Genomic DNA, 14,837 nt, shown 5'->3' on the forward strand with positions numbered 1-14,837 from the left:
GTTCTCCAGGTGATCAACGGATGCGTGCGAGACGCTCCTTGGCCTTGACGTAGCAGGCGTCGCCGCTCGGCAGGAGCTCGATGACCTTCTGATACTCCTTCGCCGCCTCGCTGTTGTGCGAGAGCAGGAACGCGGCGTCACCGTTCTGGCACGCGGTCTGGCCGGCCTTCGCTCTCAGTTCGGTGACGCGGGCGACGTCGGCGCTCACGTCTCGCGACGGATCGAGCGCGCGGGCGCGCTGGTATCCCTGCACCGCAGCGGTCCATTCCTGGCGCTGTTCCGCCGCCTGCGCGCTGGCGTAAGCGCGGTTGGCGTCGCTGCGCATCGAGGCCTGGGCGGACGCGCGCTGCTGCGCGGCGTCGCGGTAGTTCGGCGGCAGGCTGTCGAAGCCCCGCATCGCCTCGGCGTAGTGCTGATCCTGAAGCGCCGTGACCGCGTCGTCGTATCGCTTCTTCAAATCCCCGACGCGTGCCGTGTAGGCGGCTCTGTTTTCTCCCTGCTTCACCTCGACACCGTCGACCACCGCGATCTTCACCCCGGTCTCGCCGGACGGTGCGGCCTTGGCCGGGATGGGCGGCGCCGGCGTCAGGCATGCCGTCGCCTTGGCGGCCAACGCCTTGGCGCGCTCGTCGTTGGGATCCTGCGCGAGGACCTCATTGATGGAATCGAGAGCCGGCTGGCAGGTGTTGGCGGCGATCGACGCCTCCGCGGCATCGAGTTTTTGTGTGTTTGCTACCTTCGGATCTACGACCGGCGGGACTACAACCGGCGTCAAAGGCGCTGGGGCCGTGGGCGGTGCGGTGCACTTCTGCTTCAAGGCGAGCGCCGTTGCGTCGTTGGGATTCGCCTGCAGCGCGACATTGATCTGCTTGTCGAGCGCTTCCTGACACTGTCCGCTGTTGACCAGGTTCGCCGCGATCGTCGCGTCCCACACGGGCTGTGCGGCGCGGCGGTGCTGGACGAACTTGTAGGCGCCGAACCCGGATGCGGCGACCAGCACGAGGGCCCCAACGGCCGCCGCGAGCATCTTGGTCGGACTGCCCCCTGATGAAGACGTCCGAACTGTGGCGGTCCCCGAAGGCTTGGCCGCGGGAGTGAGTGACGGCTTCACGGCCGGCGCTGGCGCTGCCTTGACCGGCGGTGGCGGCGCTGCTGGCAGTGCGTTGAGGGGATCGGTGCTGTCGAGCAGCGCGCCGGGACCGTCGACCACGGCAACGGGCGGCGGCAGTGGCGGCGCGGGCGGCTCCGCCGGCATCGGGGGCAGGCGGCTGAACAGCTCGGTGCCGGTGTCGGGAACTGCGTCCTTGATCGGCGTGAACGGCTGCGTGAGCGGCGACACCGCATCGATCGCGACGCGATACGGGCCCATCGCGGCGACCACACCAGGTGTGAGGACGACCGACGGGACACGCTTGCCCGAGACCCAGATCCCGTTCTGGCTGTTGAGATCGACCAGACGGTACTTGTCCCCCTCTGGGCGCAGCTCGGCGTGTGCGCGGGAGACGCCCTTGCCGGGATCCTCGAGCACGACGTCGTTCTCGGCGCTGCGCCCGACGGTCATCGTCTTGCCGGTGAGCGACACTTCTGAGTAGCGCGCCTCGCCGCGGTAAATGATCAGTTTGGTCACGTCGTCCGCCCCTTCGAATCAGACCCGCGGCCGTCGGCGGCCGGCTGCGACGGCGCCGGGTCCGACGATCTCCAGTTTCGCAACGCTCCCGCGACCCGCTCCCAGAGCCCCGTCGGCTTGGTCAGCGACGCGGTGTCGTCAGGATCGAAGCCTCGTCCCGTCTCCCCTGGCAAGTCGACGGTCTCGTCGGCCAGCTTTGGATTGGCGGCGATGCGTGTCTGCGCGTGCTGCAGGATCTCGCGCGCTTCGGCGCACTCGAGGTCGAGCGCCAGGGCGTTCTCCGCAAGCCATGCCGCCCGCTCCATGTCTCCCTGTGCTTCGGCGGCGCGCGCGCGCTCCAGGATCGGCGCCACCGCCCGCGCGCGCTGTTTCACGACGCGCTGCCGCTCGGCTTCCGCTTCGGCGCGCGCCTCGTCTTCCTGGATCCTCGCGAGGACCGCCTTGTGCTGCGGGTTCTGCGGATCGAGATCCGCCGCCGCCGAGACCAGCGCGCGCGCCTTCTGGAACTTGCCGCGCGCCAGCTGCTGCCGCGCTTCCTCGAGGTTCCTGGCCGCCGCTTCGGCGCGCGCCTGCGCCTCGGCGCGTTGTTTGAGCTCGCCGCCGGCGAGCCCCGACACCTTTCGCGCGAGCACGTGCGCGGCATCGATCGCCAGCGCGCGAGTGCCGAGGTCGAGCGCCCGCTGAGGATCGCCGGCATTGAGCGCGCTCTCCGCATCGGCGGCGAGCGCCGCGGCTTCCGCGGCGCGCTGCTCGGCGAGGGCGATGCGGCGCCCTTCAGCCTGCATCTGGCTGATCTCCGCGGCGGCCGCCGGTTCCGGCGTGGTGGCGTGGAACGCCTGCAGCGCCGCGATGGCCTGATCGCGCTGGCCCGCCGCGAAATCGCGCCGCGCCGCGGCGATCGCCTCGGACGCCTGACGCCGGATCTCCGCGTTCCGCTCGACCTCCGCCATCGAGGCCTTCAGCTTTGCCTCAGCCGCATCGGCCGCCGAATTGTTCGGAGCCGCCTCGCGCGCGCGTGCGATCTCGATGGCCGCCTCCGAGAACCGCCCGGTCTGACGATGCGTGTCGGCACGCTGCAGCGCGCGCTCCGCGTCCTGCCGCCGCTGCTCCGCTTCTTCGACGATCACCGCGCGCGCCTTGTCTCGGAGCGCGAGGCCCTCCGCGGCGCCCGGCTCGAGCTCGAGCGCGTCGTCGCAGAATCCGACCACCACCTGCCACTGCCCGGCGGCTGCAGCCTTCCGCGCCTCGTCGATCAGCGCGGCGGCGCGATCCGACATCGAGCGCTGTTCGGCCACCATGGCGCGGCAGCGGTCCACCTCGGCGGACACGTGCGCCGACGCAGGTTCGATCCTCAGCGCTTCTTCGAGCCGGACGACGGCGTCGCGGGCGTGGCCGGTGCCGAGCGCCTGCATGCCCTCGTCGAACGCGTGCGCTGCGGCGCGCCATCTGGTCATGTCGGCGAGCACCGGTCCCTCGAACGCGGCGACCGCCGCGACAAGATCCGCGACGACCGTGCGGCGGATCGGCTCGGTGACCGCGCCCTGGCGCTCGACGAGCGCCAGCCGCGGCGCGTCGATGTCCGAAGGCACCGGCCGCAGCTTGAGCTTCTCGATCAGGTCGCGCCGCTCGCTGGAGATGGCGTCCATCGCGCCAAGCTTCTTGCGCGTCTCGTCGAGACGCTGCAGCGATTCGGACGCCAGCTCGCGCTTGAGATGTTCGAGCTCCGCGACCATCCGGCCGCAGGTGCCGTAGCGGTCTTCCACATTCTTTGAAAGCGCCCGCATCACGACGCGCGCGAGCGCCGGCGGCGCCTCGCTGTCGCGGATCGGCAGCGGCTCCTCCGTCTGCACCTTCAGCAGCACCGCCGCGAGATCTGGTGCCGCGAACGGCTTGCGGCCGGTCAGGATGTAATAGAAGACCGCGCCCGCCGAGAAGATGTCCGAGCGCTGATCGATGTCATGGCCCCGCGCCTGCTCCGGAGACATGTAGTCGGGCGTTCCCATGATCAGGCCCGAGGCGGTCATGCTCGACGAGGCGAGCCGCGCGATGCCGAAGTCGACGATCTTCAGATCGCCGCTCGCCCGCACGAGGAGATTGCCGGGCTTGATGTCGCGGTGGAAGATGCCGTGCGAGTGCGCGACGTGCAGCCCCTGGCAGATCTGGATCATCAGCTCGATCTTGATTTCCAGGTCGGCCGCTTCGGGACGCGCCAGATACTTGTTGAGCGTCTCGCCGTCGAGATACTCCATCACGATGTAGGGACGGCCGTTCTCCTGTCCCATGTCGAAGATCGTGATGATGTTCGGGTGCACCAGCTGTCCAGCGGAGCGCGCCTCGCGGTAGAACCGCGAACTGGTCTCGGGATCGTCCTCGAGGTCGGTCATCATGACCTTGATCGCGACGGAGCGCTCCATCATCGCGTCGTGAGCGCTGTAGACCACGCCCATCGCGCCCTTCCCGAGGCGGCCGGTGATCTGGTAGCGGCCGATCGTGCGCGGCAGCCGTGGCGCGGCGACGGTCTTGTCGGAAGAGCTCACGCCTGCCCTCCGATGTACCGCACCAGCAGCGCGGTGACGTTGTCCTTCCCACCCCCGTCGAGCGCCGCCTTGACCAGCCGCGGCACGATCTCGGCCGGCGTTCCCCCGCCGTTGAGCATCCCGGCGATCGTGGCGTCTTCGAGCACGCCGTGCAGCCCGTCGGAACACAGGAGGAACATGTCGCCGCCGGCGAGATCGAACTCGCCCAGGTGCACGTCGGCCTGATCGCGCGCGCCGATGACGTTCGTCAGGACATGGCGCATCGAGCGCGTCCCCGTTCCCTGGCTTGGCTGCCCGGGTGCGGCGAGGATCGTTGCCGCCCACGTGTCGTCCCGCGTGAGCTGCGACAGACGGCCGCCCGAAAACAAGTACAGTCGGCTGTCGCCGGCGCTCGCGACCACCAGTCGCGATCCCGAGATCAGCGCCGCCACCACTGTCGTCGCCATTCCCGTGTACTCATCGTCTCGCTCGGCCGCGCGAAACACCCGCCGGTTGGCCAGGTGCACGGCCGTGCGAAGCAGGTTGCCTGGGAACGACAGACCCGGATCGATGCCGTACGGCCAGGAGAGTTCTCCCTCCTCCTCGATTCGTCGCACGAACGAAGAGATCGTCTCCACTGCGAGTTTCGACGCGACTTCGCCCGCGGCATGCCCGCCAAGCCCGTCCGCCACGATGAACAACGGAACAGCGGGATCACTGCAAAACGAATCCTCGTTCGTCTTGCGGACGGGTCCGGGGTCGCTCAGACCATGAGCCTCGATCACACGTACTCCTTCGGCGATTCACGGATCCTAGTGAGCTTGGGCTGCAGCCTCCAATGCTACTTTAGTCGTACTGGCCGGACAAACACGGAGGCGTATGGGGTGACGCCCTAGCCGACATCAAGCCAGCCGACTGACCAGTTGAGTCCGGGAATCGACGCCGATTTTGTCGAAAATCCTGGTGAGATGGCGCTTGGTCGTCGCGGGAGCAATCCCGAGTGTCAAGGCAATGACAGGGTTGGTATAGCCGCGGAGGACGAGTTCCGCTACCTCAGCCTCCCGAGGCGAGAGCCCATAGCGGCGGGCAAACGCTTCCCGTTCAATTCCCAGCTCGCGGACACACACCGCCATCTGCGGCTCGCCGCCCGATCCGATCGGCATGACGTGGACATACAACGGCTCGCCGTGCGCGTCGGTGAGGAGCGTCACCGCGGGGGCTGGCGCGTCGACCGGCTCCAGCTCCGTCATCCGAGACAGGTGGTCGCGCAGCATCACCACCAGATCGGCCTGGAACTCCTTCCGCATCCTCGTGGCGAGGCGAACGGCCGCGTTGTTCTGATAGAGGATTCGCGTGCGCTGAAAGACGAACACCGCCAGGCGCAGCCCGTCGACGACCGCGGCGAAGTCGACCTCGTGCGCTTCGGGCATGCCGGCTCCTACGGCGTGTCGAACGCCTTCAGCGGATTGTCGAGATTGAATCCGAAAAGCCGCGGGTTCTCGCCGATCACCGCCGCCGACACGATGTAGAAAACGTAGTTGTAGGTCTGATCCGGTACGGCGTGGTCGGCGAGCAGCCGCCAGAAATTCCGCTGGCGCGGATCGGCGGGCATCGTCCGCAGCCGGTCGATGATGCGGTGCTCACCCCAGTTGTACGAGGCGATGACCAGCAACCCCGACGCCTGCGCGTCGGTCGCGTAGATGTTCTTGATGTACTTCGCGGCGGCGTCGCTCGCCTTCATCCAGTTGAATCGTTCGTCCTCCGCGTCGAATCCAGCGATTCCCTTGCGCGGCCCGACGCGCAAGCCGTAGGTCTGAGCCGTCTCGGGAATGAACTGCCACATCCCTTTCGCGATGCCCCAACGCGTCGGCGGTCCGTAGGTGAACGCGTCGAAGCCGCTCTCCTGCATCGCCAGGTAGTAATACTGAATCGGCAGGTTCTGCGCTTTGAACGCCGTGGCGATCCGTGGAATGTAGCCGCGGTCCTGCGAGAGCCTCACCGCGCGTTCGAAGCGCCCGGTCCGCTGCCACATGTCGATGTAGCGGTGGACTTCCTTCAGGTAGTCGGCTGGCGCCGCGACCTCGCACTCTCCGAAAATCCGCGTGACCTTGAGGATCAGCCGATCCTTCTCGTTCAGCTTGCGATCGTAGAGCTTCGCCACGACCTCGTCGTAGCGCTTCTCGCGCTGCTGGCGATCCTGCGCGATTCCAGCGAGCTGCTGCGAGCCCAGCGCGGCCCCCGACGCCGCCGCCTGCTGCTCGAGCTGGGCGACGCGCACGTCGATCTCCTTCATCTCGTAGTACCACTCTTCGGCGACCTGCGACTGCTGGCTGACGAGGCGATGCTCGTAGAGCGCGTAGGCGGCCACACCGAGCGCCACGAGCGCCAGCAGCGCGATCGTCGCGCGCGTGCGCCGGCGCTGCTGCTGCTGAACCTTCTGAAACGCCTTGCGGATCATCAGCGTCCGGCCGCCGACGCTTTCGTCCCCCTCGTCGGACCCGAAGTACCGCTGCGCGTACGCGTCGAGCGACTCGCCCGTCGCAGACGGCGGAGACGCGGCGGCCGGGACTTGCGGCGACGCAGCGATCGCCGTCTGCGGGTCGGCGGCCCCTTCCGGCGCGAGTCGCAGGACTGGACCGTCGACGCCCAGCCGAACCGTGGTGTCGCGGTCAATCGCCGCCGACTCGACACGCTTGTTGTCGACGAACAGCCCGTTGCTGCTCTGGAGATCGCGAACGACCCAGTGCCCACCCTCGGGCGACACCACCGCATGGCGGCGGCTGACCTGGTTGTCGGTGACCACCACCTCGCAGCTCGCGTCGCGCCCGATGTGAAAGGCCGCCGACAGACGCAGCGATCGCCCGTCGGGCAGCCGCACGACGAGGCGCCCGGCACGCTCAGTTCCTGGCATGTCCCCCCTGGATCACGAAGACCTTCTCAGGATATCCACCGTACAACAGTTGCCACGACCGTGGCGGCGCCGTCAAACACGGCAGCCGGCGCACCGTATCCACGATCACTGGCGCGCCGCCGGACCAGCCAGGATTGGATTGTGTGATGACGACACCCTCCCGCAACTGATCGCAGCGATCGTAGGCGGCGAACGGAATCATCTTCACGCGTTCGACCCTCAGCGGGTTCATCCGGAAGTCGAGGAAACAGAGGTCTCCCGGATCGGCCGAGACCGTGTGTGTATCGGCGGGCAGACGCTCCTCGATCCTCACGTACGTGTCTTTGATGTCGCGATACGCCCTGTAGGCCATCTGCTCTCCCTGCAGGTTGACACGCAGATGCAGCAGCAGGGCCAGCCCGGCCGCCACCACCGCGACCGTCTTCAGCCACCAGGCACGCGTGTTCCCGACGATCTCGATCGCGAGCGCCGTGCCGCCGGCGACCGCGAACATCGCTCCGGGCGCGTAGACGACGAGATGCCGTGACAGCCGGTGCATCGGCACGAAGTGCGTCAGGCTTTGCGATCCGAACTGGTGGTACAGCACCGGCCACAGCAGCCACGTGGCCGCCAGCGCCAGTCCGGCCGCGCCTCGGCGATCCACGCGTCTCGCGCTGAGCGCGATCGCGCCCCCGGCCATCAGCGAGAGCACTGCGCCGGTGAAGAGCAACCCGTGATACGCCTGGTCCTGATTCAGGCGTCCCCAGCCGCCGTGCAGCCACCACCAGACCGGCGCGAACAGGCTGTATGGGATCGTGCGCGGGTCGATGTTGAGGCCAGCCCGCGCGATCGAATCCATCGTGCCGTAATGCCGCTGCACGACATGCAGCCGGAGCAAGAAGTCGCCGGCCGCCCACAGGTAGGCGATCCCCTCGGCCGCGATCACGCACGTCCATCCTGAGAGGACGGCCAGGGCGTCCTTCGCGCCCTCGCGCCAGCGGCCGCCGCTGAGTCCAGGCAGCGCCAACGCAGCGAGGACGCCGACCGGCAGCAACTGGATGTCGTTGGCTCGTACCAGGTGGCACATGCCCATTGCGGTGCCTGCCGCCACGAGGATCGGCACCCGTCGCGACGTCGGCTGCGCAGCCACCCCGATGAGGAACATCGAGAACGTCAGCCACCCGGCCTGGATGGCGTCGGGCATCACGACGGTGGAGAAGAAGACGTCACCAGGGTAGGTGGCGTACAGCAGCGCCGCCAGCAGGCCGCACACCGGGCCGAAGAACAGGCGCGCCAGACCGGCCATCGAGAGAAGACCGAGCAGCGAACAGGCGAGGGGCCAGACGCCGAGGGCGGCGTCGGACTTGCCGAGCACGGCGATTGGCAGCGCCACCGGCAGGTAGGTGCCGACGTTCAGCCCGTTGACGTGGTTGCGTGCGTGATAGTCGCCGGTGGCCGCACAGATGGCGTCGGTGACATAGCCGGGGGCGTCTTCGGTGTAGTACCCGTTCCAGAACAGGATCCGAAGCGCCAGCCAGAGCGCCGCGATGCCTGCGAGCGCGACGCGGTACCGCCGGGAAGACACAAGTGGAGTGGTCCGCGCGGACGCGCGCGCCGCGCGGCGCCTCGAGCTACGAGGTCGGAACGACCGGCCGCACCGTGACGGACTGCGAGGTCAGCGTCTTCTTGCCGAGATCGTCGGTGACCGTCAACGTGACCAGATAGACGCCCGATGGCGCGTAGTCATGTTCGACCGCGACACCGCTCTTGAAGGCGCCGTCGCCGAGATCCCAGTCGTAGCGAACGATCGTCCGGTCGCTCCCGGCGGTGGACGTGGCGGCGTTGAAGCGCACCACCTGTCCGACTTCCGGCGTGACCGGCGAAAACGTGAACGCGGCGACCGTTGCCACGGGAATCGTCGTGGTCGTGGTGGTGGTCGTCGACGTCGACGTCGTGGTCTCGGTGATCGTGACGATTCCCGGACCAACCGGCGGCTGGCTCTGACAGCCCAGCACGATGGCGGCGAGCAACGGTGCGGCGAGCAACAGCTTACGCATAACTACATGGTGAGGTTGATGCCGGCAAACGGCGTCACCTTCGAGTGCAGTCCGTTGTTCTGCATCGTGATGATGGCGCTCAGCGCGGCGGCCAGCTTGCCCTTGAGATTCACTTTCAGACCCGGAGCGAGCAGCATCTTGCTGATGCCCTGGTCGATGGCCACCATCGAGGTCAGGGATGTGACATTGGCCAAGCCCGTCACGGGCCCGGTGAAGGTGCCGATCTGGCCGCCTCCGAGGATGCGCTGTCCGACGAAGTCGGCGAGGATCGTGAGCTTCGGCGCGGCTTCGAGCTCGATGCCGGCGGTGTACTGAATCTGGTGCCGGATGTTCACCCGCGTGCCAGGGGCGCCGTCGATGTCGAGCCCCTTGTTCCAGAACTCGAATCCGCCGCTCGCGTGCGGATGCACGCGCCCGCTTCCGCCCGAAACGACGAACGAGACCAGCGTGCGCGTCAGGCCGAGCCCGCGCAGGTTCTCGCGCGACCCGGTCGGCAGCCGCATTTCCACCACGATCGCCGCACCACCCGGATCGGGAAGCGGGCCGCCCTTGAACGTCGCAAAGCGGTATTTCGCGAGCGCGCTGATGTCGCCGAGGCCCGAAAACACGCCGTTCGTCTGGGCCAGACGCGTGTTCACGCCGTTGCCGTCGATGAGCGACGAGGTGCCCGCCAGATCCACGCTGACGAGCGGCACGACGGCGGCGATATCGAGATTGTCGGTGACGCCGACGATGCCGGTGATTTCGAGCGTGCGGGAGCTGATCGTCAGGTTCCCGGTCGACGTCTTCGTCGCCGACGGCGTCGAGCCGGCCGTGGACGAGAAGGGCAGCGCGCCGAGACCGAAATCGCCGAAGCGATCGTAGGTCGTCTGGCGGAAGGTCGCGCCCACACTCACCTGGCCTTCACCGGAAGTGAGCGCGCGCTCACCGAAGATGGGCCCGAAAGTCGTGATCGTGCGCGCCTGCAGGCCCGTCGTGGGATCGAGCTTGAAGATGAAGCCGCCCGATGAGGTGCTCGACGGTTGTGTCGAAATCTCCAGCGCCGTCGTCAGCGCCAGCGCTTCCCCAACCGGCAGGGACGTACCGGCGTTCGCCATCTGCGCCAGCACCTGCTGAGCTGTCAGGTCCGGAACGGTGGTGACTTTCTGCGCCCACGCGGGCGAGGCGAGCGCCAGCAGCGCTATCGCAACAGGCACATGACGCTTCATGGTGATTCTTATCGTCATCCAACGCCTTCCGCATGAGATGCCGGCGGCACGCGGATTATAGTTCCCATCCGCTCCAAGTCAAGGCCTAGTACCCTTAAGTCCCGAATCTGCCCCGGGTTCCAGCCGGTAGAAGGCGAATCGCTGGTCGCGTCCCCGGTACTCGTCGACCAGGATCGTCCGTCCCAGGGCCATGGTACTGCGACAGAGCGCCGGTTGCACCGGATCCTCGACGCCGCACCAGAAGTTCCAGTGGACGAACAGCCCGCCGCGAGACCGGGGGCCGATGTCGCGGATGAATCCCGGGTCGACGACCGCCAGACCCATCTGGCCGGCGTTCACCCCCCAGAGGTGGAACATGCCGGGATTCTGGGTGAGCACGTACGATCCCGTGGGCAGCCGGCGAGCCGCCGCCTCCGCGAACCGGACGTCTTCGCGCGCGGCCCAGGCCTCCTCCGGGATCGCCCGGACCACCGGAAGATACCAGAACATTTGAACGGCAACGAGGATTCCCGCCGCCGCCTCGAGATAGGGGACGGCAGCCGAACTCAGGAGCGCCCGGCCGACGCGCGCGGCCCCCAGCCCGGCGAGGACCGCGATCGCCGGAAACGTCATGAGCGCATAACGGACGTCGGCGCCGTAGTTGTAGCTGCCGGCGTAGAACGCGAGATCGACAGCGAAAAACACGAAGAACCAGCCGGCGACCGTCCACCGCTCACGCCAACGCGCCGCGCCCCACAGACCACACGCGGCCAGCACGGTGTTGGCCCACGGGAAGCGCGGATCGCGCAGATAGAACCAGCCGTTGACCCGCAGGTTTCCGGGTACGAACCCGGCCGCGAAGCGGGCGGCATTCGTGCCCCATCCAGCGTGCCGAACCGCGAAAAGGTGTGCAGCCGGCACGGCGCAGAGCAGGAGCAGCAGCACGGCGCACCACCAGGCCTGCGGCTGCTCGAGGTCGCCGGCCGCACGCGGCGCCGCGAACGCCGCCAGGACTGGCAGGATGAGGAGCGACTCCGGTCGGAACTGGATTGCGTACGCCGCCATGACGGTGAGCGCCGCCAGCCGCCGCGTCCCTCCAAGTCGGGCGTAGCGGGCGGCACCGATCACCGCCGCGACTGCGGCCAGCGACGCCGTCGGCTCGACCGCCGCCGTTGCCGACCACATCAGCTGTTCCGGCATGGCCGCGATCAGCAATCCGGCGATGAACGCCGCGGCGCGATCGTCGAAGAGCGCCACGACCAGCAGATACACCGCGCAGGCGGTCGCCGGCATCACCACCGCGTTCAGCGCGAACGCCGTCCACGTGCGAACGCCGAAGATCCGGTAGGCGAGCGCGAGCAGGTGCGGATACGCGTACGGCTGCTTGTTGTATTCGCCGCGCGCGCAGTGCAGCCGTCCACCGTCGAGGCCGCCGTCGCTGCACACCTGCGCGAGGTGCAGATCCGCCAGGTTCTGACCGACGCTCTGGTAGATCTGCTCGTCGTAGAAGATGCGGTTGGTGCGCGGGGGAATCGTCAGCACCAGGCCGAGCGCCACGGCCGCCACGATCGCCATGCGCCCGCCGTGGCGCTTCAGCGCGGCGAGGTGACTGGCGCGGGCGCTGGCGGCGGCGATCGTCACAGCTGCCAGCAGGCAGGCGTTCAGAGACCAGAACTGCAGCCGCGTAAGCTCTTCCCGCAGCGACGATTCGGGCGTGACGCGAAGCCACGTGGCGACGAGCGCGAGCCCGCCCAGCCAGGCGACAGAGACCGGAATCCAGCCGGCGGACCACCGTCGCGGTGAGCGAGTCGTCAGGCGTCGCGGGTCGGACGTGATCAAGCCGCTATTTCGGCTTTTGTTCCGCCCGTGTGCTGTCGATCACCCAGGGATGGCGGAAATCCGTTCGCGACACGATCATCGTCACGATCGTCTCGACGATCTGCGGCGCGCCGCCGCTGCGCATCTGGATCTCGTGTTTCATCCCGAACTTCAGCTGCGCGCCGGACGAACCGCTCGGATTGGGATCGGGCGGGCGATCGTATTCGGGCTTCGAGGTGATCGTGCACTTCAGCGACTTGTACTGGCGGAACTGCTCGCGGTACGTCGCAACCGGCGCGAGCGGAAAGATCTCCTTGATTCCGTCCGTTTTCAAGGTCTCGAACTCCGAGCAGTAGCGCTTGACGACGCGATCGATCTCGTCCTTGGCATGTTGCTCCTCGCTGACCGGGTCGACGACGGGGCCGGCCGGCGCGCCGCGTGTTCCGCCGGTTTGAGTCTGGCCTGTTGTGGCGCCCGCTGACGGGACCGGGGCGGTCACGGGCGGTGGTGGTGTCACTCCGCCGGCAGCCGGATTCGCCGAGGGATTGACGGCGGGCGGCGCGACGGGGGACGGCCGATGGGTGATCGGCGGCACGACGGGGCCGAGAACAGGATGGTTCGCCACCGTCGCGGTGGTCTGCATGAACGTGCCGCCACACGTCTTCGGTCCGTTCATGACCAGCTCGCCGCTCGGCGCGCAGTCGTTCGTGAAGCCTTGGAACGTGAAGCTCGTGTCGGCCTGAAAGTGCATTGTCACTTTCGCGCCACTGGGCACGTTGGCCGCGCAGGCGTTGTCGAGCGTGCCGCAGAGGACGTCGAAATCCCCCGCGATCGTGCCGCCGACCGGCTTCATCACGGTCAGCGCGAAGGTCGTCGCTGGCGCCGCCACGGCGATGCGATCGAACGTGGCGCCGCACTTGCGCGGCTCGCTCATCAGGATCCGCCCGGTCGTCGGCGCGCAGTCGCCGGTGAAGCCGCTGAACACGTAGCCGTTGTCGGCCTGCGGCTCGAGCTGCACGGGATCGCCCGTCGGCCGCGACGAGGAGCAGTCGTGCCCGTTCGAGCCGCACTTGATGCCTGGGCCGACGATCGTGCCGCCGGTTGGCTGCGCGATCGTGAGCAGCTGGCCGGCCGGCCACAGCCATCGTACGGCCGCGATACCCGCCCACAGGAGCAATCCGGCCGCGATCACCGCGCCGATCGCGAGCCCCGCGCCGCGCATGCCCGGCGTCAGTCCGCTGCGGCGCGGGCTGGACGCCGCGGGACGGGGCGGCGCTCCGGTGGACGGCTTCTTGAACAGTTCGAGCCACGACTGCAGGAATCCGCCCCGCTTCGCCGCGCGCTTCGCCGGCGGGGGAGCCGAGGGCGGCGCCGCCGGCCGGGGTGCGCTCGCGATCATCGTCGGCTCGGCCGGCGGGGCCGTGTCGTACACCGATGGACGCGGCCGGGCAACGGGCTCGGCCGGCGGTCTTGGGATTGGCATCGCGTCGCGCCGCACGAGCACCGTCGGTTCGACGGGCTCAGGCGTCGGACTGCGGCTCGCGTGACTGATCAGCACCGTCGGATCGGTGGAGACAGTCTCGGGCGCCCCGTAGCCCGGCGACTGCGGCCGCCCCGACGTCGGCGCCTGGAACGGATTGGGAGGCCGTCGTACCGAATCGAGGCGGCCCAGGAGCGCGCGCGCCTGGGCGTGCTGCGGATTCTGGGCGAGCGCCTCGAGCACCCACCGACGGGCGACGTCGTACGACTTCTGTTCGTATGCCGCGACGGCGTGATCGTAGGCCGCGTCGGCGGCGGAACCTCGGGGGTCAGCCATGGGACTCGCGCCGCCTATGGTAACGCGTCCGCGCCGTAGAACGCATCCCACTGAAAATTGCGGAAAACGTGGGCATTTTTGCTCAGCCTGGTTTGACAACCCGAGGAGGGGCCGCTACGCTGAGCCGTCGTCACCGGCTCGCGCGCCTGCTGAGCCGACGCTCGGAAAGGGAGTCGTCTCAGATGGACGGACGCGACAGCATCCAGTCGCTGCTGGTGCTCAGAAAACTGACGCGGGCGATAGCCGATGTCGCGCGCGCGCAGATGACCGAGCATCTCGCGACGCTCGCGCCGCTCCTCCGGCCGAAGATGGTGCTCGGCGACTACGTCGAGGACGGCACCAAGGAGGCGACACGGCGCTCCGAGAAAGCCTACAAGGAGCTGCAGGCCCTCTACGATTCGGTCGCTGCGACCAAGCCGTTCAATTTGCCGCGCGAGCTGCCGTCGCCGATCCGACTCGCCGGGAGCGGCCTCGAGATCACCGCCGTCGAGGCGCCCTGCGTGATCCAGTCGGGCGGCGAGACGCGCACCATCATGGTGCGATCGCCGCTGACCTGGACGTTGTCGTATTCGGGTTACAGCCCGACGCGTCTGCCCGAACTGCTGAAGACCAAGCTGCGCAGCGGCGACGAGCTGACGCACTTCGTGCTCAGCTACCTGCTGATGCACGTGGTGACGACGAACTCGCCGGGATTGATGAGCGTGTTCGACGCGCTGCACTTCCCGATCACCACCGTCACGCTGCCCGACAGCGGCCCGCTGCCGATCGCGCGGATCGGGATTCCGATCGCCACGACGCGTCCGTCCGACGAAGTCATGTTGCAGACGGCGGAGCTCACCGGCATGGACGCGTTCGAAGAGGTGATCGTGGTGGACGACCTGTCGAAGCTCGGCGATCCGCTCCGCCAGCGGCTGCTCGATCTCGCG

The 14,837-nt window shown here is 68.2% G+C and carries 11 protein-coding genes; 1 reads left to right on the forward strand and 10 read right to left on the reverse strand.

Annotation, left to right across the window (positions count from 1 at the left end; translation table 11 throughout):
• Nucleotides 1–13: 13 nt before the first annotated feature.
• The 10 genes from VGI12_12205 to VGI12_12250 form a co-directional block, all read right to left on the reverse strand.
• Nucleotides 14–1,627, reverse strand: coding sequence for an FHA domain-containing protein (locus VGI12_12205; protein HEY2433428.1), 1,614 nt, complete (start codon nt 1,625–1,627; stop codon nt 14–16).
• Nucleotides 1,624–4,164: a protein kinase gene (locus VGI12_12210; protein ID HEY2433429.1), complete on the reverse strand. Its 2,541-nt coding sequence runs from the start codon at nt 4,162–4,164 to the stop codon at nt 1,624–1,626. Before VGI12_12210 ends, VGI12_12205 begins: the two co-directional genes overlap by 4 nt.
• Nucleotides 4,161–4,928, reverse strand: coding sequence for a protein phosphatase 2C domain-containing protein (locus tag VGI12_12215; protein HEY2433430.1), 768 nt, complete (start codon nt 4,926–4,928; stop codon nt 4,161–4,163). The genes VGI12_12210 and VGI12_12215 overlap by 4 nt, the downstream gene beginning before the upstream one ends.
• Before the next feature lie 117 nt (nt 4,929–5,045).
• The gene (locus VGI12_12220) at nt 5,046–5,573 is read right to left on the reverse strand and encodes a helix-turn-helix transcriptional regulator (GenBank protein ID HEY2433431.1); all 528 of its coding nucleotides are present in this window, start codon (nt 5,571–5,573) and stop codon (nt 5,046–5,048) included.
• An 8-nt stretch (nt 5,574–5,581) separates the two neighbouring features.
• Nucleotides 5,582–7,054 (reverse strand): FHA domain-containing protein, encoded by a 1,473-nt coding sequence (locus VGI12_12225; GenBank protein ID HEY2433432.1) that lies wholly within the window; start codon nt 7,052–7,054, stop codon nt 5,582–5,584.
• Complete coding sequence (locus VGI12_12230) at nt 7,041–8,618, reverse strand: hypothetical protein (GenBank protein ID HEY2433433.1); 1,578 nt, start codon at nt 8,616–8,618, stop codon at nt 7,041–7,043. The genes VGI12_12225 and VGI12_12230 overlap by 14 nt, the downstream gene beginning before the upstream one ends.
• A 46-nt stretch (nt 8,619–8,664) precedes the next feature.
• The gene (locus tag VGI12_12235; GenBank protein ID HEY2433434.1) at nt 8,665–9,090 is read right to left on the reverse strand and encodes a PKD domain-containing protein; all 426 of its coding nucleotides are present in this window, start codon (nt 9,088–9,090) and stop codon (nt 8,665–8,667) included.
• Nucleotides 9,091–9,092: 2 nt separating this feature from the next.
• The gene (locus tag VGI12_12240; protein HEY2433435.1) at nt 9,093–10,298 is read right to left on the reverse strand and encodes a hypothetical protein; all 1,206 of its coding nucleotides are present in this window, start codon (nt 10,296–10,298) and stop codon (nt 9,093–9,095) included.
• Between the two features lie 78 nt (nt 10,299–10,376).
• Nucleotides 10,377–12,116, reverse strand: a complete 1,740-nt coding sequence (locus VGI12_12245; protein HEY2433436.1) for a glycosyltransferase family 39 protein — start codon at nt 12,114–12,116, stop codon at nt 10,377–10,379.
• 4 nt (nt 12,117–12,120) lie between these two features.
• Nucleotides 12,121–13,911, reverse strand: coding sequence for a hypothetical protein (locus VGI12_12250; protein HEY2433437.1), 1,791 nt, complete (start codon nt 13,909–13,911; stop codon nt 12,121–12,123).
• Nucleotides 13,912–14,093: 182 nt separating this feature from the next.
• Here VGI12_12250 and VGI12_12255 point away from each other — a divergent pair.
• On the forward strand, nt 14,094–14,837 hold a 744-nt coding region (locus tag VGI12_12255; GenBank protein ID HEY2433438.1), incomplete at its 3' end, for a hypothetical protein.

It is taken from the genome of Vicinamibacterales bacterium, assembly GCA_036496585.1.
GTDB lineage: Bacteria > Acidobacteriota > Vicinamibacteria > Vicinamibacterales > 2-12-FULL-66-21 > JAICSD01.